The 21,481-nt window shown below is 66.3% G+C and carries 15 protein-coding genes; 10 read left to right on the forward strand and 5 right to left on the reverse strand.

From position 1 onward, the window contains the following. Positions 1-569 precede the first annotated feature (569 nt). Complete coding sequence (locus AC1Q7F_RS31620) at positions 570-1,946, forward strand: M23 family metallopeptidase (RefSeq protein ID WP_492512526.1); 1,377 nt, start codon at positions 570-572, stop codon at positions 1,944-1,946. Between the two features lie 94 nt (positions 1,947-2,040). Here AC1Q7F_RS31620 and hisC read toward each other — a convergent pair whose 3' ends face one another. Continuing rightward, positions 2,041-3,099: a histidinol-phosphate transaminase gene (gene hisC / locus AC1Q7F_RS31625; protein ID WP_492512527.1), complete on the reverse strand. Its 1,059-nt coding sequence runs from the start codon at positions 3,097-3,099 to the stop codon at positions 2,041-2,043. Positions 3,100-3,269: 170 nt separating this feature from the next. Continuing rightward, entirely contained in the window at positions 3,270-5,906 is a 2,637-nt protein-coding gene (clpB, locus tag AC1Q7F_RS31630; RefSeq protein ID WP_492512528.1) for an ATP-dependent chaperone ClpB, read from the reverse strand. A 165-nt stretch (positions 5,907-6,071) separates the two neighbouring features. On the opposite strand from clpB, the gene AC1Q7F_RS31635 reads away from it, so the two are divergent. From AC1Q7F_RS31635 to AC1Q7F_RS31660, 6 genes are all read left to right on the forward strand, one after another. Beyond that, positions 6,072-6,638, forward strand: coding sequence for a methylated-DNA--[protein]-cysteine S-methyltransferase (locus AC1Q7F_RS31635; RefSeq protein ID WP_492512529.1), 567 nt, complete (start codon positions 6,072-6,074; stop codon positions 6,636-6,638). A 101-nt stretch (positions 6,639-6,739) separates the two neighbouring features. After that, positions 6,740-7,504, forward strand: a complete 765-nt coding sequence (locus AC1Q7F_RS31640) for an MOSC domain-containing protein (RefSeq protein WP_492512530.1) — start codon at positions 6,740-6,742, stop codon at positions 7,502-7,504. Positions 7,505-7,600: 96 nt separating this feature from the next. Next, positions 7,601-8,554, forward strand: a complete 954-nt coding sequence (locus tag AC1Q7F_RS31645) for an acetyl-CoA carboxylase carboxyltransferase subunit alpha (protein WP_492512531.1) — start codon at positions 7,601-7,603, stop codon at positions 8,552-8,554. A gap of 150 nt (positions 8,555-8,704) precedes the next feature. Then, positions 8,705-9,451: an ImuA family protein gene (locus AC1Q7F_RS31650; protein ID WP_492512532.1), complete on the forward strand. Its 747-nt coding sequence runs from the start codon at positions 8,705-8,707 to the stop codon at positions 9,449-9,451. Next, positions 9,384-11,009 (forward strand): Y-family DNA polymerase, encoded by a 1,626-nt coding sequence (locus AC1Q7F_RS31655; protein WP_492512533.1) that lies wholly within the window; start codon positions 9,384-9,386, stop codon positions 11,007-11,009. The genes AC1Q7F_RS31650 and AC1Q7F_RS31655 overlap by 68 nt, the downstream gene beginning before the upstream one ends. Continuing rightward, entirely contained in the window at positions 11,006-14,218 is a 3,213-nt protein-coding gene (locus tag AC1Q7F_RS31660; protein ID WP_492512534.1) for an error-prone DNA polymerase, read from the forward strand. The genes AC1Q7F_RS31655 and AC1Q7F_RS31660 overlap by 4 nt, the downstream gene beginning before the upstream one ends. Positions 14,219-14,231: 13 nt before the next feature. Here the strand turns inward: AC1Q7F_RS31660 and AC1Q7F_RS31665 are convergent, their stop codons facing one another. Together AC1Q7F_RS31665 and AC1Q7F_RS31670 are read right to left on the reverse strand one after the other, a co-directional pair. Next, a complete protein-coding gene (locus tag AC1Q7F_RS31665) occupies positions 14,232-14,909 on the reverse strand; it encodes an HAD family hydrolase (protein WP_492512535.1) in 678 nt (225 codons plus the stop codon). A gap of 14 nt (positions 14,910-14,923) precedes the next feature. Beyond that, a complete protein-coding gene (locus AC1Q7F_RS31670; protein ID WP_492512536.1) occupies positions 14,924-16,492 on the reverse strand; it encodes a diguanylate cyclase in 1,569 nt (522 codons plus the stop codon). Between the two features lie 261 nt (positions 16,493-16,753). Here AC1Q7F_RS31670 and AC1Q7F_RS31675 point away from each other — a divergent pair, with 261 nt between their 5' ends. Both AC1Q7F_RS31675 and AC1Q7F_RS31680 read left to right on the forward strand, forming a co-directional pair. After that, positions 16,754-18,997 (forward strand): S9 family peptidase, encoded by a 2,244-nt coding sequence (locus tag AC1Q7F_RS31675; protein ID WP_492512537.1) that lies wholly within the window; start codon positions 16,754-16,756, stop codon positions 18,995-18,997. Further along, positions 18,994-19,488, forward strand: a complete 495-nt coding sequence (locus AC1Q7F_RS31680) for a hypothetical protein (protein ID WP_492512538.1) — start codon at positions 18,994-18,996, stop codon at positions 19,486-19,488. Before AC1Q7F_RS31675 ends, AC1Q7F_RS31680 begins: the two co-directional genes overlap by 4 nt. A gap of 7 nt (positions 19,489-19,495) precedes the next feature. On the opposite strand, the gene AC1Q7F_RS31685 is transcribed toward AC1Q7F_RS31680, so the two are convergent. Beyond that, positions 19,496-19,909: a VOC family protein gene (locus tag AC1Q7F_RS31685; protein ID WP_492512539.1), complete on the reverse strand. Its 414-nt coding sequence runs from the start codon at positions 19,907-19,909 to the stop codon at positions 19,496-19,498. A 166-nt stretch (positions 19,910-20,075) separates the two neighbouring features. Between AC1Q7F_RS31685 and AC1Q7F_RS31690 the strand changes: the two genes are divergently transcribed. Continuing rightward, the gene (locus AC1Q7F_RS31690) at positions 20,076-21,473 is read left to right on the forward strand and encodes an NAD(P)H-dependent flavin oxidoreductase (protein ID WP_492512540.1); all 1,398 of its coding nucleotides are present in this window, start codon (positions 20,076-20,078) and stop codon (positions 21,471-21,473) included. Positions 21,474-21,481: the final 8 nt, after the last annotated feature.

Here is a 21,481-nt window from a genome sequence, read left to right on the forward strand (position 1 = left end):
TATTCCAACAATCGAACCAGGATCCTTAACAATCCCTGAACAATCACCAGATAAACGATGATCAACCGCTTGTTAACAATGTCAGAGGCTTAACACCCCGAAGATCCGCCGCATCGACACCGCCCATCGGGCCGCCTCGCTGCGGGAGCCGGGGTATAGACCCGCTGGCACCCGCTGACAAGCCTTAATTTCAGAAAAATGACAAAGCGCGGATTCCTCGCGCGCGCGCCGCGCGTGAGCGTATAATTAGCCGCGACTATCTATGTCGGATGGCATGGAAGCCATTCGACACCTGTACGGCGGTGGAACGACGAAAGGCGGGTTTGGCCAGAAGTTTTTTTCGCTTGGCCTACGTCTTTTTGCTCGCAATCTACCGCCCGGATGCGGATTATGCCGGACATATCGGTGCGGCAAGCACGGGTCCGCTGCAGGAAACGCATTCTTCGATCGAAGAGCGCCATTGACAGTGTCGGAAGCGTCACTTTCGCAACCATCCGCCGGGCATCAGGTTCGGCAGCCAATCGGTCACAAACCAGGAGGAGCGTCGGGATGGAGGTTCGTCAGTGCTGATGAAGCGTTTTGCGATTGCGACCATCGCCCTGGCTGCCCTGGGTGGCGCCGGTACCGCCGCCTTCCTTCATTCCACCAGCCTGTCCACGTCCAGCAAGACGCTGGAGACCGCGCCCGCCCTCGCGTCCCTGGATGCCCAGCAGGGCCTTTCCGCCGCCGCCGACGCCTGGGGCGACAGCGAGCGCGCCGCCGATCCCGTTGAACGCCGTCTGGTCAATCTGGGTAGGGGCGACACCCTGATGCAGGTGCTGCTGGATGCCGACGTGCCGCAGCCGCATGCGCAGGAGGCCGTGGCCGCCCTGAAGGCCGTCTATGATCCCCGTCGCATGAAATCCGGCCAGCCGGTCGAGGTGATGTTCGACCGCACGGAGGGCGAAGGCCGTTTTGTCGGTTTCGAGTTCCAGCCGGCCGTGGAACGGTCTGTGTCGGTGAGTTTCAACGGCGTCCGCTTCCAGGCCGCCGAGACGGAGAAGAAGCTGGCCCGCCGTGCCGTGGCGGCGCAGGGCGAAATCCGGTCGTCATTGTTCGAATCGGGTCGCGCTGCCGGCGTGCCGATGAGCGTGCTGACCGAGTTGATCCGCAATTACTCTTATGATGTCGACTTTCAGCGCGATATACAGCCGGGCGACCGGTTCGAGGTCCTGTACGAGCAGGTGGTGACCGAGGATGGTGAGATCGCCAGCGGCGGCGGCAATATCCTCTATGCCTCGCTGACCCTGTCCGGCAAGGAACAGGCCATCTATCGTTATGAGGACAGCCAGGGCATCGCCGAGTTCTTCAATGCCCAGGGCTCTTCCATCCGCAAGGCCCTGCTGAAGACCCCCATCGACGGGGCGCGCCTCTCCTCGGGTTTCGGCATGCGGCGCCATCCCGTGCTGGGCTATAGCAAGATGCATAAGGGCGTGGATTTCGCGGCCCCCACGGGCACGCCGATCTATGCCGCCGGTGCCGGTGTCGTGGACGAGGTCGGGCCCAAAGGCGCCTATGGCAATTATATCCGTATCCGCCACAATGGCGAGATTTCCACCGCCTATGCCCACATGTCGCGGTTCGGCGCCGGCATGCGCAAGAGCGCACGGGTAGGTCAGGGCGATGTGATCGGCTATGTCGGCACGACGGGCCGTTCCACCGGCGCCCATCTGCATTATGAAATTGTGAAGGCCGGTCAGCAGGTCAATCCGCTGTCGGTGGCCGTGCCCACCGGCCGCAACCTGGACGGCAAAGAGCTGGCCCGCTTCAAAGGTGTGATGGCCAGCCTTCAGAACCGGTTCGAGGCCGGCGGTGATGCGGTGGGCGAAGGCTTGGGTCTGGTGTCCGCCACGCCGCGGGCTGCAAAGCCTTCCAAGACCAGCTGCGACCGCAAGCGCGGCTGCTGATCGGGTCGTTCAGACAAGGAAAAGCCCGGCCGAATCGCTTCGGCCGGGCTTTCTGTTGGTGATGGCGGCGCCCGGCCCTTGATGTCACGCGACATCAGGCCAGGATTTCACCCAGCGCTTCCAGCAGACGGTCGCACTCGGCTTGCGTGCCGATGGTGATGCGCAGGTAATCCTGGATTCGGTCCTTGGCGAAATGCCGGACCAGGATGGCGCGGGCGCGCAGGGCGGCGGCCAGATCGGCGCCGGCCCGGTCCGGGTGGCGGGCGAAGACGAAATTGGCCGAAGACGGCAGCACCGCGAACCCCATCTGTGCCAAGGCAGCGGTCAGCTGTTCCCGGCTGGCGATGATGCGGGTGCGGGTGCGGTCGAACCAGTCCTGATCCTGCCAGGCGGCAACGGCGCCGGCCAGGGCCAGACGGTCCAGCGGGTAGGAGTTGAAACTGTCCTTCACCCGTTCCAGCGCGTCGATCAGCGGCCGCTGGCCCACGGCGAAGCCCACCCGCAGGCCGGCCAGGCTGCGCGATTTGGAGAAGGTCTGGACGACCAGCAGGTTGGGATATGTGCGGACCAGGGGAATGGCGCTGTCGGCCCCGAAATCCACATAGGCCTCATCAATCACCACCATCTGGTCGGGATGATCGCGCAGCAGCGTCTCGATCGGGTCCAGCGGCAGCGCGATGCCAGTCGGCGCGTTGGGGTTGGGCAGGATGATGGCGCCACAGGGCCGGCGGTAATCCTCCACCCGCACCCGCATCTGCCCGTCCAGCGGTACCGGCTGGAAGGTGATGCCATAGAGGCGGCAATAGGTGGGGTAGAAGCTGTAGGTGATGTCGGGGAACAGCAGTGGCCCTTCATGGTTCAACAGGCCCTGGAAGCAATGGGCCAGCACCTCGTCCGACCCGTTGCCCACGAACACTTCCCCCACGTCCAATCCGTGGGTTTGCGCGATCACCTGACGCAGGGCCAGGCCAGTCGGGTCGGGATAGAGCCGCAGCGTCTCGTTCGCTGCCGCGGCAATGGCGGCCACGGCGTGGGGGGAGACGCCATAGGGGTTCTCGTTGGTGTTCAGCTTGACCAGCCCGGCGATCGTGGGCTGTTCGCCTGCGACATAGGGGGTCAAGGAATGGACGATGGGGCTCCAGAAACGGCTCACGTCGACACCCGGCTGTGATGGGACCGCGCAATCGGCCGGTCAGGTGGCCGATGCTTGTTCGGCCCCAGAATAGGGAAATCGGCGGAATGTACCCCGCCGATTTCCCCTACCCCGCCATGCAATCGGATCGGCGCGGCCTGTCACCGGCACAGGCCGCGCCATCGACCGGGTCAATGCAGCGTCTTGGCCTGTCCCCAGGCCGATTCGCCGACGGGCGGCAAAGACCCGTGGGCCGGTTCGCCCTGGATCAACAGCCCGTCGCCATCGGCATCCACCTGCACCGGCGTGCCGGGCAGGACGCGGCCGTCCAGGATGCGGCTGGCCAGCGGGTTCTGCAATTCCCGCTGAATCACCCGTTTCAATGGTCGGGCGCCATAGACGGGATCATAACCCTTGTCGGCCAGCCAGACGCGGGCGGCCGGCGTCAGGTCCAGCACCAGATCCCGGTCGGCCAGCATCTTGGTCAGTCTCCCGAGCTGTACCTCCACCACCCCCGTCATATTGGCCCGTGTCAGTCGGTGGAAGATCAGGATCTCGTCCAGGCGGTTCAGGAATTCCGGCCGGAAGGCGCCGCGCACCACCTCCATCACCTGCGCCCGCGCGGTGGTGCTGTCCTCCTCATCCGGCAGGTTGGCCAGGAATTCGGAGCCCAGATTGGAGGTCATGATGATCAGCGTGTTGCGGAAATCCACGGTGCGCCCCTGGCCATCGGTCAGACGGCCATCATCCAGCACCTGCAGCAGGATGTTGAACACGTCCGGGTGCGCCTTCTCCACCTCGTCGAACAGCACCACCTGATAGGGGCGCCGCCGCACCGCCTCCGTCAATGCCCCGCCCTCATCATAACCGACATAGCCCGGGGGGGCGCCGATCATACGGCTGACCGCGTGCTTTTCCATATATTCGGACATGTCGAGCCGGACCATCGCCGTCTCGTCATCGAACAGGAATTCGGCCAGCGCCTTGGTCAATTCCGTCTTGCCCACGCCCGTGGGGCCAAGGAACAGGAAGCTGCCGATGGGGCGGTTGGGGTCCTGCAGGCCGGCGCGCGAGCGGCGGACGGCGTTGGAAACGGCAATCACCGCCTCCTCCTGCCCGATGACACGGCTGCCCAGATGGGCCTCCATGCGCAGCAGCTTTTCCCGCTCGCCGGTCAGCATCTTGTCCATGGGGATGCCGGTCCAGCGGCTGACCACGGCGGCGATATCCTGTTCGCGCACCGCCTCGTTCAGCATGCGGTGCTGGCTGGCGGCCTCGGCATCGGCCAGACGCTTCTCCAGGTCGGGGATGCGGCCGTAGGTGATCTCGCCAGCCCGCGCCCAGTCGCCCGCCCGCTGCGCCTGATCCAGCTCGGCCCGCGCCCGGTCCAGTTCCTCCTTCAGCTTCTGGGCCCCGGTCAGCGTATCCTTCTCCGCCTGCCATTGCGCCGTCAGGGTGCCGGATTTCTGCTCCAGCTCGGCCAGTTCCGTCTCCAGCTTCTCCAGCCGGTCGCGGGAGCCCTGGTCGGTCTCGCGCTTCAGCGCCTCGCGCTCGATCTTCAGCTGGATGATGCGGCGGTCCAGCTCATCGATGGCTTCCGGCTTGCTGTCCATGATCATGCGCAGGCGCGAGGCGGCCTCATCGATCAGGTCGATGGCCTTGTCGGGCAGGAACCGGTCGGTGATATAGCGGTTGGACAGGGTGGCGGCCGACACGATGGCGCTGTCGGTGATGCGCACGCCATGATGCAGTTCATACTTCTCCTTCAGGCCGCGCAGGATGGAGATGGTGTCCTGAACTGTTGGCTCCGCCACGAACACCGGCTGGAAGCGCCGGGCCAGGGCCGGGTCCTTCTCGATATATTTGCGGTACTCGTCCAGCGTCGTGGCGCCCACGCAATGCAGTTCGCCCCGCGACAAGGCGGGCTTCAGCATGTTGGACGCATCCATGGCGCCGTCGGCCTTGCCGGCCCCGACCAGCGTATGCAACTCGTCGATGAAGACGATGATCTCCCCGGCCGCCGACTGGATCTCCGACAGCACGGCCTTCAGCCGCTCCTCGAACTCGCCACGGAACTTGGCACCGGCGACCAGGGCGCCCAGATCCAGCGACAGAAGCTGCTTGGATTTCAGCCCCTCCGGCACATCGCCATTGACGATGCGCAATGCCAGACCCTCGACGATGGCGGTCTTGCCGACACCGGGCTCGCCGATCAGCACGGGGTTGTTCTTGGTGCGCCGCGCCAGCACCTGGATGGTGCGGCGGATTTCCTCATCCCGGCCGATGACCGGGTCCAGCTTGCCGTCGCGAGCCGCCTGCGTCAAATCGCGGGCATATTTCTTCAGCGCGTCATAGCCCTGTTCGGCGGACGCGCTGTCGGCGGTGCGGCCCTTGCGCAGGCTGTTGATGGCCTCGTTCAGCTTCTGCGGCGTCACGCCGGCATCGGCCAGCGCCTTGGCGGCATCGGTGCCTGTGGTCAGCGCCAGGGCCAGCAGCAGCCGTTCGACCGTGACGAAACTGTCGCCGGCCTTCTTGGCCAGTTCGGCCGCCTGCTCGAACACACGCACCAGCTCGCGGGTGGCGAACAGCTGGGTATTGCCGCCTTCCACCTTGGGCAGCTTGCGCAACGCCACATCGACGCCGAGATTGGCCTTGGCGGCATCGCCGCCGGCACTGGCGATCAGGTTGGCGGCCATGCCCTCCTGGTCTTCCAGCAGCGCCTTCAGCAGATGTTCGGGTGCCAGCTGCTGATGCCCGGCCCGTGCCGCCGCACCCTGCGCCGCCTGGATGAAACCCTGGGCGCGCTCGGTATAATTCTTGAAATCCATAGCCCTCAAACTCCCCGGTTTTGCCCCATCGTCCCCGCTGGGCCCGATGATTGCGATGATCCACATCAAGTGCGATCCGGGAGGATCGTATCTGATGTGGGAACAGCGCTCCAGGCGCGCAAGGGGCAGTGACGGGCACGGTCCGGATGGCTATCTTCATCTTCCATGAACCAATGTTACTTTCATCTTTTCGACACACACATCGGCACCTGCGCCATCGCCTGGGGCCCCGGCGGGCTGCTGGCCGTGCGCCTGCCCGCCACGGAGGGGGCCGATCTGGCCAGCCGTATGCGCAGAGCCGTGCCGGGGGCGGAGCCGGCGGAACCCGATGCGCCCAGCGCCGCCGCCATCGACGGCATCTGCGCCCTGCTGGCGGGCGGAAAACGCGACCTGCTGGAACTGCGGCTGGACTGGGGCGATACTAGCCCCTTCGACCGCTCCGTCTACGACATCGCCCGATCCATCCCGCCGGGACGGACCCTGACCTATGGCCAGGTGGCCAGGCGTCTTGCGCCGGATGTGCTGGCCGACATGCCGTCCTCCATCGTTCCGCGCGCCGTGGGACAGTCCCTGGGCCGCAATCCCTGGCCCATCGTGGTGCCGTGTCACCGGGTGATGGCGGCGGGCGGTGGCACCGGCGGCTTTTCCGCACCGGGCGGGGTGGATACCAAGCTGACCCTGCTGCGCATCGAAGGGGCCATGGTGCCGGCACAACAGCTGGGTCTGTTCTGACGTTACATGGTTTCCGGGCCCGATCATGAAACCGAATTACCGGTTTTGGCCCATTGTCGCGGTTGCGCCGTGACCGCAGGGCGGATTATCCTGCCCCCATCATGTCCACGACACTCGATGCCATCCATTATTATCCGGTGAAGGGGCTTTCCGCCCAGACGCTGGACCATGTCACCCTGACGCCGGGCGGCTGCCTGCCGCATGACCGGCGCTTTGCCATTCTGCACCGGGCGACGCATTTCGACCCGCTGGCCCCCGCCTGGAAGCCGAAGACCAACTTCCTGGTCCTGCTGCGGGATGAGAAGCTGGCGACCCTGCAGGCGGCCTTCGATCCCGCCACATGCATGCTGGTGCTGAACCGCAATGGCAAGCGGGTGGCCGGCGGACGCATCGACACGGCCACCGGCCGGCTGCTGATCGATCAGTTCCTGTCGGCCTATATGAAGGATGCGGCCGCCCCCGGCCCCTTCAAGATCGTGGAAAGCCCCGGGCATAATTTCACCGACATCCCGGACAAGGCCGTGTCGCTGCTGAATCTCGCCTCGGTCAAGGATATCGAGCGGGTGACGCAGCGTCCCGTCGATCCAAGGCGTTTCCGCGCCAACCTGCATCTGGCCGGCCTGACCCCCTGGGCGGAGATGGGCTGGGTCGACAAGCGCATCGCCATCGGCGACACGGTGCTGTCGGTATTCAAGACCACGACGCGCTGTGCGGCGGTGGAGGTCAACCCCGACACGGGCGAGCGCGACATGGCCCTGCTGAAGGCGCTGAAAAGCGGGTTCGAGCATGTGGTCTGCGGCGTCTATGCAAGGATCGAACAGGGTGGGGAGATCAAGGCCGGGGATAGCGTCACCCTTTTGGATTGAGCCCGTCACTTCACCCTTGCGCACGCACACTATGGCCCTCGGCCGCAGTCCGTGCTAATCAGCCCGCTTCACGCACGGGGCGGAACCATCACGTCGATGCATTTCCTGGAATTTGAAAAGCCGATCGCGGAACTGGAATCCAAGATCGAGGAGCTGCGCCATCTGGCCGATGGCGGCGATCTGAACATCGCCGACGAGGTGCGCAAGCTTCAGGACAAGGTGGACAAGCTGCTGCGCGCCACCTATGCCAAGCTGACCCCGGCCCAGAAGGTGCAGGTGGCCCGCCACCCCAACCGGCCGCATTGCCTGGACTATGTCGAGGCGCTGATCACCGACTTCACGCCGCTCGCCGGCGACCGGTTGTTCGGCGAGGACCGGGCCGTCATCGGCGGGCTGGGCCGTTTCCGCGGCCGTTCCGTCGTCGTCATCGGCCAGGAGAAGGGCAGTGACACCGAAAGCCGTGTGAAGCACAATTTCGGCATGGCCAAGCCGGAAGGCTACCGCAAGGCCCAGCGCCTGATGGCCATGGCCGACCGGTTCCACCTGCCCGTCATTTCCCTGGTCGATACGGCCGGCGCCTTCCCCGGCGTCTCGGCGGAGGAGCGCGGCCAGGCCGAGGCCATCGCCAAGTCGATTGAAAGCTGCCTGCGCCTCAACGTGCCGATGGTGTCGACCATCATCGGCGAGGGCGGGTCGGGCGGGGCCATCGCCATCGCCGCCGCCGACCGCGTGCTGATGCTGGAACATTCGATCTATTCGGTGATCTCGCCGGAAGGCTGCGCCTCCATCCTCTGGCGCTCCGCCACCAATGCCGCCGACGCAGCCACGGCCCTGCGCCTGACGGCCCAGGACCTGAAGGAACTGGCTGTCATCGACCGCGTGGTGATGGAACCGATCGGCGGCGCCCATCGCCGGCGCGAGGAAACCATCAACGCGCTGGGCAACGCCATCGAGGATGCGCTGGAAGGTCTGCGCGGCCAGGACGGCCCCACCCTGCGCCAGAACCGCCGCCAGAAATTCCTGGACATGGGCCAGAAGGGCCTGGGCTGATCCCCCCGGCCCATCGGCGCGGGCGAGGTCCGCGCCGATACCCCTTTTCCCAATATTTGAAAATGCAAGCCGCCATACCTTGAGGGTGCAGAGCCCAGGGGCATCGGATTCAGCACTTGTAAAAAGGAACAAAACAAGAACAATAAGCCCATGACCGACACGATCCCCACCATCGCCGCCCTGCGGGAACGGCTGTCCATCCTGGACCGGGTGCGCCCGGCCAAGGGGCGGACGGCGTTGTCGCTGGGGTTGCCGGCCCTGGATGCAAGCCTGCCGGGCGGGGGGCTGGTGCGGGGTGGCATGCATGAATTCCTGCCGGCCCCGGCCGATGCCGGGGCGCACGGATTCATCGCCACGCTGCTGTCGGGCCTGCCGCCCGGCCCCATCCTCTGGTGTCGGCACCGGGACAGGGGTGATCCCCTGGGCTTGGCCGACATGCCCTATGGGCCGGGACTGGCCGCCATGGGGCTGGACCCTGGCCGCCTGATCCTGCTGCGCCCCGGCAGTGCCGACGACGCGCTCTGGGCGCTGGAGGAGGCGCTGCGCTGTCCGGCCCTGGCCGCCGTGGTCGGCGACGGGGTGTTGCCCAGCCCCGTGGCGGGGCGGCGGCTGCAACTGGCGGCGGAAGATGGGGGCGGGCTGGGCCTGCTGATCCTGCCGCCCCTGGCCCGCCCGCCGCCCTCCACCGCGCTGACCCGCTGGCATGTCGTGTCCAGGCGCGACGCCCCGGCGCATGAGGACGGAGGAAGACCCCGCTGGCGGGTGTCGCTGCTGCGCGCGCGGGGCAAGGGGACAGGGGATGGGTCTGGATCATGGGAGGTTGCCTGGGATGACGCGGCGTTTCGTCTGCATCTGGCTCAGCCGCTGGCCGACGGACCAATGGCGGCGGCGCAATAGGGTGCAGGCATTGGCCGGCCCGCTGGCGCTGACGCTGGCGGGACAGGGCGGAATCCGCCTCTATGCCGTGGATGCGCTGGCCAGTGCCGACGGCTTGCGGCCCGGCCTGCTGCTGGCCGATGCCCGTGCCCTGTGTCCCGGCCTGACCGCCATGCCGGCCGATGTCGCAGCCGACCGTGCCGCCTTGGTGCGTCTGGCCGTCTGGGCCCAGCGCTACACGCCGCAGGCCGCAACCGATGGCGCCGACGGGCTGGTGCTGGACATTACCGGCTGCGCCCACCTGCTGGGCGGGGAGGATGGGTTGCTGGCCGACCTGGGTGACCGGCTGGGCCGCGCCGGCCTGACCCACCGGCTAGGGTTGGGGGATAGCGGGGCCGCCGCCTGGGGCTGGGCCCGGTACCGGCCGGCGGGGGCCGGGCCCCTGCTTCCCCCGGATACCCGCGCCTGGGCCAGCCTGCTGTCCCTGCCGCTGGCCGCCCTGCGCCTGGAGGATGGCCTGTGTCAGGATCTGGCGCGGGTGGGGCTGCGCAGTGTCGGCGATCTGCAGCGCCAGCCCCGCGCCGCGCTGGTCGCCCGCTATGGTACGGGGCCGGTGCGGCGGCTGGACCGGATGCTGGGCCTGTCCGGCGATCCGGTGGCGCCGCAGGCGGCCGCCCCGCTCTGGCGCGTGCGCCTGTCCTTCCCCGAACCCATCGCCACCCGCGATGCCATCGAGGCCGCGATCCTGTCGCTGCTGCGCGATCTTTGCAAGCGGCTGGAAGGGGCCGGGCGCGGCGCGCGGCGCCTGTCGCTGACCTGCTTTCGTACCGATGCCACCACGCAGGAAATCGCCATAGGCACCGCCCGCCCCGCCCGCGACCCCCAGGCGCTGCTGAAACTGTTCCGGGAGCGCTTCGACCAGGTGGAACCGGGTTTCGGCATCGAGACCATGGAGCTTGCCGCCACATCCACCGATGTCTTCACGGCGGAACAGGCCGGTCTGGCCGTGGGTGGCGGCGACGCCTTCGTCCTGACCGGGCTGCTGGACCGGCTGGTCAACCGCCTGGGCGAGGATCAGGTGGGCCGCCCCCAGCCACGTGACACCCACCGGCCGGAACGGGTCATGGAACTGGTGGGAGAGATGGAGGCGGATGGGGACGGGAACGGGGATGGGGGGCAGGCCCTCCCGCATCCGCCGATCCCCCATCATTCCGGTGAAGGCCGGCATGACGGGAAGGACAAAAGCGGCGGAGAGGAGAAGAAGCCCTGGCCCAAGCCCCAGCCCAACCGTCCGCCCCCCGCCCGCCCGCGTACCTGGCGGATGGAGGGTCCCCGGCCAATGCTGCTGCTGCATCCGCCCGAGCCAGTGGAGATGGCCGGCGGCCTGCGCTGGCGCGGCCGGCATCTGGCCCTGGACTGGCTGGAGGGACCGGAGCGGATCCGGCCCGACTGGTGGCGGGCCCGCATCGGCCCGACGCGGGATTATTACCGCGCACAACTGGCCGATGGCCGCCGCCTCTGGCTGTTCCGCACTGTGGACGACAAGGCGCACTGGTACCTGCACGGGCTCTGCGCATGACCGTTCCCGATCCCGACTATATCGACCTGCAGGTCACCAGCAATTTCAGCTTCCTGCGCGGCGGTTCCCACCCGCATGAACTGGTGCTGGCTGCGGCTTGCCTGGGGCGCAGGGCGGTTGCCATCACCGACCATGACAGTCTGGCCGGGGCCGTGCGCATGCATGTGGCCTGCAAGCAGCATCGGATGCAGTTGATCGTCGGCTGCCGCCTGACCCTCACCGATGCCCTGCCCGTGCTCTGTTATCCCACCGACCGCGCCGCCTATGGTCGGCTGACGCGGCTGCTGACGCTGGGCAAGCGGCGCGGGGCCAAAGGCGAATGCCATCTGGACCTGGCCGACCTCGCCGCCTGGGCCGAGGGCATGATCCTGGCCGTGCTGGCACCGGCGGAACGGCCGACGCCGAAGCGGCTGGCGAGCTTGTCTTCCATGCTGGATCGGTTCCGCGCCCTGCCCGCCGCCGGGCTCTATCTGGCCGTCTCCCCCCTCTATCAGGGTTATGACCGGTCCCGCATCCGGTGCCTGGGGGACCTGGCCGACCGTCATGGCATCGGGCTGCTGGCCACGCATGATGTGCGCTACCACCATCCCGACCGGCAGCGTCTGCACGATATCCTGACCTGCATCCGCCATGGCCGCACCCTGGCCAATGCCGGCCGCTGCCTGCCGTCGCATGCCGAACATTACCCCAAACCGCCCGCGGCGATGGCCGCCCTGTTCGCCGACCGGCCCGATGCCCTGGCCAATACGCTGGCCATCGCCGGGCGCTGCCGGTTCAACATGGACGAGCTGAAATATGATTATCCCATCGATCCCATCCCCGATGGCCGGACCCCGCAGGAGGAGCTGGAGCGTCTGGCCTGGGAGGGGGCGAAGCGCCTGTTCCCGCAAGGCGTGACGGAGAAGGTCCGGCAGTTGCTGGCATACGAGTTCGACCTGATCGGCCGGCTCAAATACGCGCCCTATTTCCTGACCGTGTACGACATCGTGCGGTTCGCCCGGTCCAGGGAGATCCTCTGCCAGGGCCGGGGATCGGCGGCCAATTCGGCCGTCTGCTACTGCCTGGGCATCACGTCCGTCGACCCGACCGTCAATGAATTGCTGATCGAACGCTTCATCTCCGAGGAACGCGGCGAACCGCCCGACATCGATGTCGATTTCGAGCATGAGCGGCGGGAGGAGGTGATGCAGTACATCTATGACAAGTACGGCCGCGACCATGCCGGGCTGGTGGCCACCGTCATCTGCTACCGCTCGCGCATGGCCATCCGCGAGGTCGGCAAGGTGCTGGGCCTGTCCGACGATGTGATCGGCGCCCTGGTCCGCCTGGGCTGGAACCGCCAGAGCAGCAGCCATGAGGCCACGGCGCGCGAAGCGGGGCTGGACCCGGACGACCCGACGCTGGCCCTGTGCATGGAGCTGGCCTATGACCTGCGCGGTTTTCCCCGCCACCTGTCGCAGCATGTGGGCGGCTTCGTCATCTCCCGCTCCCGCCTGGACGAGCTGGTGCCCATCGAGAACGCGGCGATGGAGGATCGCACCGTCGTCGAATGGGACAAGGATGATGTCGATGCCCTGGGCCTGCTGAAGATCGATGTACTGGCACTGGGCATGCTGTCCTGCCTGCGCCGCGGTCTGGAAATGCTGGGCGAGCGGCTGGGGAGACCGCTGGCCCTGACCGACATCCCGCAGGATGACCGCGAAACTTACGACATGATCTGCAAGGCCGACACGATCGGCGTCTTCCAGATCGAAAGCCGGGCGCAGATGAGCATGCTGCCCCGCCTGCGGCCCAAGATTTTCTACGATCTGGTGATCGAGGTGGCCATCGTCCGCCCCGGCCCCATCCAGGGCGACATGGTGCATCCCTATTTGCGCCGGCGGAACGGGCAGGACCCGGTCCATTTCCCCAAGCCGGAACTGGAGGAGGTGCTGAAGCGCACGCTGGGCGTGCCCTTGTTCCAGGAACAGGCCATGCGCATGGCCATCGTCGCCGCCGGCTTCACCCCCGGCCGCGCCGACCAGCTGCGCCGGGCCATGGCCACCTTCAAGAAGACCGGCGGGGTGGGCGCGTTCGAGGATGAGTTCATCCAGGGCATGATCAGCCGGGGCTACACGCCCGACTATGCCGCCCGCTGTTTCAAGCAGATCCAGGGCTTCGGCAGCTATGGCTTTCCCGAAAGCCATGCGGTCAGCTTCGCGCAGCTGGCCTATGCCTCCTCCTGGCTGAAATGCCACCACCCGGCGATCTTCGCCTGCGCCCTGCTGAACAGCCAGCCCATGGGCTTCTACCAGCCGGCACAGATCGTTCGCGACGCCGCGGAGCATCGGGTGGAGGTGCGGCCGGTGGATATCAACCGGTCGGAATGGGATTGCACCCTGGAGGAAGGGCGCGGCGGTCCGGCCCTGCGCCTCGGATTCCGTCAGGTGAAGGGGCTGCGGCAGGAGGCGGCCATCGCCATCGCCCAGGCCCGGGCCGGCGGCTATGACACGATCCGCGACCTGTGGCGGCGAACCGGTCTGGCCGTATCGGTGCTGGAACGGCTGGCCGATGCCGATGTCTTCGCCCCGCTGGGCCAGGACCGGCGCCAGGCCTTGTGGGAGGTCAAGCGGCTGGGCGGCAAGCCCCTGCCCCTGTTCCAGGCGGCCGAGGGCGCACGTCGCCCAGGTGACAACCGCCCGCCCGTCGATATGGGGGACGAGCCCGACGCGATGCTGCCCGCCCTGGCCATCGGCGAACAGGTCTGGGCCGATTACCGCACACAAGGCTTGAGCCTGCGTGCCCATCCGCTTTCACTGCTGCGCCCCACCATGACCGGGCTGGGCATGATGCCGACCAGGGCGCTGGCCGATGCCAAGCCTGGCACCATGATCAACACCGCCGGCCTGACCCTGGTGCGCCAGCGGCCGGGCACGGCGTCCGGCGTGATCTTCGTGACGCTGGAGGATGAGACGGGCATCGCCAACCTCGTCGTCTGGAATTCCGTGATGGAACGGTTCCGCCGCACCCTGATGACCGCCACCCTGATGGGTGTGCGCGGGCGGCTGCAGCGTGAGGGCGACGTGATCCATATCGTTGCCGAACGGCTGATCGACCTGTCACCCCACCTGCACGCCCTGAACGAGGGGCCGTCGGCCGCCGCCAACGACCTGTCGCTGCCTGATGCCCTGCCGGCCCAAGTGTTCGGAGAGGGACGGAATTTCCATTGAAGCCTGAGGGCTCTCACCCTAGCAGCGCCCGCACGCCGTGCAGGCCATCGGCGACATGCAGGGCCAGACGGCGCATCTCGTCGGTGGCAGGCAGCAGGTCGGGCACCATCACCGCCATCATCCCGGCGCCATGGGCGGACCGGATGCCGTTATGGCTGTCCTCCAGCGCCAGGCAATGGGCCGGATCGACGCCCAGCAATCCTGCCGCCGTCAGATAGGGTTCGGGATGCGGCTTGCCGCGGGTGACATCGTCGCGGGTGACGATGGCCTTGAAGCGGTGATGAATGCCGACATGGCGCAGATGTTCATCCGCCTTGGCCCGGCCGGTGGAGGTGGCCACCGCCTTGGGAAGGCCGAGATCGTCCAGCCGGTCCAGCAGTTCCACCACGCCTTCCATCATCTCCACCCCCTGGCGCAGCGCCTCCATCCGGGGGGTGAAATGGCTGCGGAAACGCGCGAACCCATCCTCCCCGCCGAAGAAGTCCGTCAGCATCACGAAGGTTTCCGGCCAGGGCGTGCCGATGATGCCGGCATAGAAATCATCACCCATGGGCCGGCCGATATCGATCGCCGCGCCCAGCGTCGCCGCGCGCACATGGCGTTCGGTATCGATCAGCAACCCGTCCATATCGAAAATCACGGCATGCATGGGCCGCGGAAAGGCCGGCACGGACAGGGGGACCGGAATCATGGTTGAATGACGCCTCAGGAAACGGTGACGCGGGACGCTTCCACGCGGTTGCGGCCCAGTTGCTTGGCCTGATACAGCGCCTGGTCGGCCCGGTCCAGCAACGCTGCCAGACTTTCCTCTTCCCCCAGCCAAGTGGCAACGCCGATGCTGGTGGTGAGCGGAATGGCCTTGTCCTCATGCAGGACGGGTTGGGTACCGATGGACGCCCGGATGCGCTCCGCCACCATCAGCGCCGCTGCCATATCCGTTTCCGGCAGCAGCACCACCAGTTCCTCCCCGCCGAAGCGGGCAATATTGTCGGTGGTGCGCAGGGCGGATGCCGCCCGCTCCGCCGCGACACGGATGGCCGTGTCACCAGCGGCATGGCCATAGCCGTCATTGATGCGCTTGAACTGGTCCAGGTCCAGCAGCAGCAGGGAGAAGGGACGGCCATAGCGTGTGGACCGGTCCCATTCCACCTCTGCCACTTCCATGAAGCGGCGGCGGTTCAGGATGCCGGTCAGACTGTCGATGCTGGCCAGTGTCTCCAACTTGGCATTGGCCTCTGACAGTTCGCGGGTACGTTCGGCCACGCGATGTTCCAGCGTCTGGGCCAGGGCCCGCAGGTCGGTATTGGCCTGGCTCAATTGCTCATAGAGCACCAGATTGACCAGCCCACCCGCGAACTTGGCGGTCAGCACGCCCAGCATCTCCGCATCCGCGGGCAGCAAGGGCCGGTCGCAATCCAGCAAGGCCAGGAAGGCGCCACCATCGGGGCCGGGCATATAGAGGATGGCCGTGCGCCCTTCCACGCCCGTGCGCCTGGCCGCCAGAGCCGAGGACAGCCGGACATGCAGGGCACTGGTGGCCGGCACTGTGTCGGTGCCCGTGAAACCGCCGGTGGCGGCCAGGGGACGGAAGCGGGTGCCACCGATGGACCAGCCCTCCACCCCCTCCACCGCGCAGGCCAGTCCGCTGGCATTGGCGCCCAGGATGGGGCCGGCCTGTTCAAGCACGGTCTGGGCATAGGCTTCCAGTCCCATATCGGGGCGCAGCCGGTCGTCCAGGGCGATCATGCGGCGCAGGCCGCGGCGGTTGGCCTCGATCGTCGTGATGCTGTCATAGGCGCGCAAGGCCGCGATCACCGTGGTGAACAGCTTCTGCGACGTCAGCTCCGTCTTGGCCTTGTAGTCGTTGACGTCGTAATCGACGATCACCCGTTCCTCCGGCGCCTGGCCGGGCTGTCCGGTGCGCAGGATGATGCGGACGGCCATGTCGCCCAGATCCTGGCGGATGGCGTGCACCAGCCGCAGGCCGGCATCATCCGTCTCCATCACCACGTCCAGCAACACCAGGGCGACGCAGGATTCCGCCGCCAGCATGCTCAGCGCCTGGGACGCGGAATAGGCCGACAGCAATTCCAGCGGACGGTCGCGGAAACGCACCTTGCGCAGGGCGTAGCGGGTGACGGAATGCACTTCCTCGTCATCATCGACGATCAGGATGCGCCAAGGCGGGCCGTCCGGCTGGCGGCTTTCCATCGACACGGCCGGCGCACCCTTCAAGGTGCCATCCTCCGCGAACAGGAAATCGTCATCGACCAAAGGTCACGCCCCGTCCCGTCAGCCGTTCCAAAGGGCGCTTCTCACCCAGGGGAACCGAAACAAGAGTACGCCGCTCCAGCCGTTCCCCCGCTTTCGGTGGTGAACGAACCGGTTCGACTGCCTGTACTGAGTACCACCATAAAGCGTTTCAAGGGCCGATGCCCGCCCTAAATGATGGGTCCACAAGGATTTCACCGTTGGCGGGGTGGGTCGGCTTGCCTATCCTGGCGCCAATCGCAATCCGTGAAAGGGCGTGCCGCCATGTCGCCGGGTGATCATTCCAAGGGGGGGCCGAAGCGGCCCGGCATCCTGATCCTGTTCGCTGCCCTGGTCGGGGCCACCACGCTGGCCTATGTGACGCTGCCGAGGAACCAAGCCGCCATGCAAGCCGACACCGCTCCCCAGGCCAGCGCCGATCTGCCGCCGCTGCGCCAGGGCCTGTTCCCCGCCCCGCCGGTGGCCAAGCAGATCCCCGTCACCCATGTCCGCCATGGCGACACCTGGACCGACCCCTATGACTGGCTGCGCGACAAGGATTATCCCAAGGTCGACGATCCCGACGTGCTGGATTACCTGAAGGCGGAGAACGCCTATACCGATACCGTCCTGGGCAAGGAGGAGGAGGGCTTGCGCGCCTCCCTGTTCGCGGAACTGAAGGGCCGCGTGAAGGAGGATGATACCGGCGTGCCCTATCCGCGCGGCGGCTATATCTACCAGTCGCGCTTTGCCGCCGGCCAGGATCACCCCACCTTCGTGCGCCGCGCCAAGACCGAGGCGGAAGGGGCCGAGAAGACCATCCTGGACATCAACGAACTGGCCCGGGGCAAGGAATTCTATGATGTCGAGGCGCTGGAACCCAGCCCCGACGGCCGCTATCTGGCCTACAGTTTCGACGATAACGGCTCGGAAAACTTCACAATCGTCGTGAAGGACCTGACCAATGGTGAGTTCGTGGGCGAGCCCATTGCCGGCACGTCCGGTTCCGTCGTCTGGGCAGCCGACAACAAGACCCTGTTCTATGTGCTGAAGGATGAGAGCCAGCGGCCCAAGCAGGTGATGCGCACGGCCCTGGGCGCCAACGCCGATGCCGGGGTGCTGGTCTATGAGGAAAAGGACCCGTCCTGGTGGGTCGGCATCGGGGAGAGCCAGTCCGGCCGCTTCATCGAGATCGGGTCGGGCACGCTGGTATCCTCTGAAACACTGCTGATCCCGTCCGACGATCCCACAGCCACGCCCAAGCCGGTGATCGCGCGCCGGGAAAACCACCTCTATTCCGTGGCCGACCAGGGCGACAGCCTGTGGATCCTGTCCAATGACAAGCATCTGAATTTCCGGCTGTTGAAGACGCCAATCAATGACTGGTCGGAGAAGGCCTGGACGGAGGTGATGGCGGGTGCCGACAACCAGTATCTGACCGGCCTGCTGGCCCTGAAGGACTGGCTGGTGGTGTTCGGCCGGCAGGATGGCACGCAGCAGGTCTGGGTGCTGGATAATAAGGGCGGGTCGCACACCATCGCCTTCCCTGATGCCGCCTTCGCCGTCTCCGGCCTGAACAACGAGGAATATGAGACGGGCACCCTGCGTGTGCGTTATCACTCGCTGGTCACGCCGCCCACCGTGTTCGACTATGATCTGGCCGCCCGCACCCTGACCACCCGCAAGGTGCAGGAGATCCCCAGCGGTTACGATCCCGCCCTCTACACCTCGGAACGGCTGATGGCCCCGGCGCGCGACGGCACGCCGATCCCGGTCTCCATCGTCTATCGCAAGGATCTGGTGAAGGACGGCAAGGCACCGCTGCATCTCTATGGCTATGGCTCCTATTCCATCGCCATGGAGCCCGGCTTCTCCCCCAACCGCATCGGCCTGCTTGATCGCGGCTTCGTCTATGCCATCGCCCATATCCGGGGCGGTGAGGAGATGGGCCGCCCCTGGCACGATGCCGGGCGCCTGACCAACAAGCCCAACACCTTCAACGATTTCCTGGATGTGGCGCAGTTCCTGGTGGCCCAGAAATTCACCAGTCCCGGCCAGATCAGCATCGAGGGCGGGTCGGCCGGCGGCACCCTGATGGGGGCGGTGCTGAACATGGCATCGGACGGCATGTTCGCCGGGGCGGTGGCGCATGTGCCCTTCGTCGATGTGCTGAACACCCTGTTCGACGACACGCTGCCGCTGACTACGGGTGATTATCCGGAATGGGGTAATCCCAACATTCCGGAAATCTATCAGGTCATGAAGACCTACAGCCCCTATGACAATGTCGCCCGCCGGCCCTATCCGCCCATCCTGATCACCGCCGGCCTGAATGATTACCGCGTCACCTATTGGGAACCGGCCAAATGGGCGGCCCGGCTGCGCGCCTACAAGACCGACGACAATGTCCTGATGCTGAAGACGGAGATGAGTGCCGGCCATGGCGGCTCCACCGGCCGTTTCGATAAGCTGAAGGAGGTGGCGGTGGCCCAGGCCTTCATCCTGCGTGCCCACGGACTATCGAAGTGAATGAACCCGGTTTCGGCCGTTACCCGGCCGATGCCCTAAAGGCCGATGCGATGCGGGCGGCGGCGGGCCTGGCGGTGACGCTGGGCCCGCTGGCCCTGGTCGGGTTCGACGCCCATCCGCTGGTGGCGGTGCCGCTGCTGGCCGGCGCCGGTCTGTTCGCCTGGCTGGGTCTGCGCACGCTGGCCCGCCGGGGTGTCCATTGCCGGCTTTCCGATGAAGGGCTGGTCCTGCCTCACGGATTCTTCATGGTGATGGTCCGCTGGGACCGGGTAACGAACGTGAAGCTGCGTTACTATTCCGCGAAGAAAGATCGGTCGGACGGCTGGATGCAATTAACCATCCAGGCCGGCCGCCGCCGCCACAGCATCGAAAGCCAGCTGACAGGCTTCGATGCCATCGCGGGCCGCGTGGCAGAACTGGTCCTGGAACGCGGCCTGCCCGTGGACGCGGCGACGAAGGAGAATTTCCTGTCGCTGGGGCATTACATGTGAAGGGGCCTCACGCCCACGGATCATACGTCCCGAAATGCCAGAAATGCCCCTCGGGATCGCGGATGGTGAAGGCGCGCGAGCCATAGGGCGTGTCGATGATCCCGCCCTCCAGCGTCTTCTCCCCCGCTGCCGTGACACGGGCATAGAGCGCGTCCAAATCGGCGATGATGAAACAGTTCAGCGCCGCGCCGGCCCCGTCCGGCCCCGGTGCCCGGAATCCGTACTGATCCTCCCGGTCGCTGGACAGCATGATCATGCCGCTACCCAGCACCAACTGGGCATGCACGATCTCGTCACCCTCCCCCGGTACGACCAGATGTTCGGCAAAGCCGACCACCAGGCCCAACCAGGCGATGGCGGCCTTTGCGTCCTTATAGCGCAGGCAGGGCGTGACCTGTCCCTCGCGGCCCGTTGCCGACATTCCCAGCCTCCTATTGGCGATGTCACCTTCCGTAAGGTCAACATAATGCGCCCCGGCTGACCACCCCTCTTTCGCTTCGATATCTTTTCCTATATGTGCACCCGTGGGAACCCGCGCCGGAAATGGCGGCGGGGCCGATGGCGGTCGGTCTTTTGGAGGAAGTACGGTGAAGGCGCTGAAGCCACTGGTCATGTCCGGCAAGGAAGTGCTGCCCCTGGTCGAAGGCGGGAAGGGCATTGCCGTGTCGACCGGGCAGAGTGCCGGGGCCTGGGCCGCGGCCGGCGGCATCGGCACCTTCTCCGGCGTCAATGCCGACACCTATGACGAGGATGGCAATTCCATCCCCCAGGTCTATCTGACCCGCACGCGGCGCGAGCGCCATCATGAGCTGATCGCCTTCGGCATCCAGGGCGGCATCACCCAGGCCCGCATCGCGCATGAGGTGTCGAACGGCAATGGTCGCATCCATGTCAATGTGCTGTGGGAGATGGGCGGAGCCGAGGAGATTCTGGAAGGCATCCTGGAAGGGGCCAAGGGCCTGGTCCATGGCGTGACCTGCGGCGCCGGCATGCCCTATCGCGTGGCGGAGATCGCCGTGCGCCACGGCGTCTATTATTACCCCATCGTCAGCTCGGCCCGCGCCTTTCGCGCCCTGTGGCTGCGCGCCTATAACAAGCATCCGGAATTCCTGGGCGGCGTGGTCTATGAGGATCCGTGGCTGGCCGGCGGCCATAATGGCCTGTCCAACAGCGAGGATCCACAGAAGCCGGAAGACCCGTACCCCCGCGTCGCCGCGCTGCGCCAGATGATGAACAGTTTCGGCCTTGGCCAGACGCCCATCGTCATGGCCGGTGGCGTGTGGTGGCTGTCGGAATGGGAGCATTGGCTGGACAATCCGGAGATCGGCCCCATCTCCTTCCAGTACGGCACCCGCCCGCTTCTGACCCAGGAAAGCCCCATCTCCGACGCGTGGAAGCAGAAGCTCCTAACCCTGAAGCCGGGTGACGTCTATCTGAACAAGTTCTCGCCCACGGGCTTCTATTCATCGGCCGTGCGCAACCCGTTCCTGGAGGATCTGCGCCTGCGGTCCGAACGGCAGGTGGCGTTCGCGACCGAGCCGGTGGGTGAACTGACGGAAGAATTCGCCGTCGGCCCGCGCGGCCGCCCCGTCTATCTGACCGCGGCCGACAAGGCGCATGCCGAAGGCTGGGTGGCGGCCGGCTATACCCAGGCGCTGAAGACCCCGGATACGACCATGGTGTTCGTGACGCCCGAAAGCGGCCGCGCCATCCTGAAGGATCAGGTGGATTGCATGGGCTGCCTGTCAGCCTGCGCCTTTTCCAACTGGTCGCAGAATGAGGAAGGCACGACGGGACGCCGCGCCGATCCGCGTTCCTTCTGCATCCAGAAGACCTTGCAGAACATCAGCCATTCGGAAGATTGCGAACACCAGCTGATGTTCGCCGGTCACAACGCCTATCGCTTCGCCCAGGACCCCTGGTACGCCAACGGCTTCGTGCCGACGGTCAAGCAGCTGGTGGAGCGCATCGCTTCGGGGAGATAATGCCCTCT

It is taken from the genome of Niveispirillum sp. GW835-FHT14G11 (genome assembly GCF_058793615.1).

What these genes read in the sequence shown, in the direction of transcription:
- AC1Q7F_RS31635 (WP_492512529.1), top strand. Translation starts at nt 6,072, where the DNA reads ATGAACCAATGTTACTTTCATCTTTTCGACACACACATCGGCACCTGC.
- AC1Q7F_RS31685 (WP_492512539.1), bottom strand. Translation starts at nt 19,909, where the DNA reads ATGTCGGCAACGGGCCGCGAGGGACAGGTCACGCCCTGCCTGCGCTAT.
- clpB (WP_492512528.1), bottom strand. Translation starts at nt 5,906, where the DNA reads ATGGATTTCAAGAATTATACCGAGCGCGCCCAGGGTTTCATCCAGGCG.
- AC1Q7F_RS31645 (WP_492512531.1), top strand. Translation starts at nt 7,601, where the DNA reads ATGCATTTCCTGGAATTTGAAAAGCCGATCGCGGAACTGGAATCCAAG.
- AC1Q7F_RS31655 (WP_492512533.1), top strand. Translation starts at nt 9,384, where the DNA reads ATGACGCGGCGTTTCGTCTGCATCTGGCTCAGCCGCTGGCCGACGGAC.
- AC1Q7F_RS31665 (WP_492512535.1), bottom strand. Translation starts at nt 14,909, where the DNA reads ATGATTCCGGTCCCCCTGTCCGTGCCGGCCTTTCCGCGGCCCATGCAT.
- AC1Q7F_RS31640 (WP_492512530.1), top strand. Translation starts at nt 6,740, where the DNA reads ATGTCCACGACACTCGATGCCATCCATTATTATCCGGTGAAGGGGCTT.
- AC1Q7F_RS31660 (WP_492512534.1), top strand. Translation starts at nt 11,006, where the DNA reads ATGACCGTTCCCGATCCCGACTATATCGACCTGCAGGTCACCAGCAAT.
- AC1Q7F_RS31620 (WP_492512526.1), top strand. Translation starts at nt 570, where the DNA reads ATGAAGCGTTTTGCGATTGCGACCATCGCCCTGGCTGCCCTGGGTGGC.
- AC1Q7F_RS31650 (WP_492512532.1), top strand. Translation starts at nt 8,705, where the DNA reads ATGACCGACACGATCCCCACCATCGCCGCCCTGCGGGAACGGCTGTCC.
- AC1Q7F_RS31675 (WP_492512537.1), top strand. Translation starts at nt 16,754, where the DNA reads ATGTCGCCGGGTGATCATTCCAAGGGGGGGCCGAAGCGGCCCGGCATC.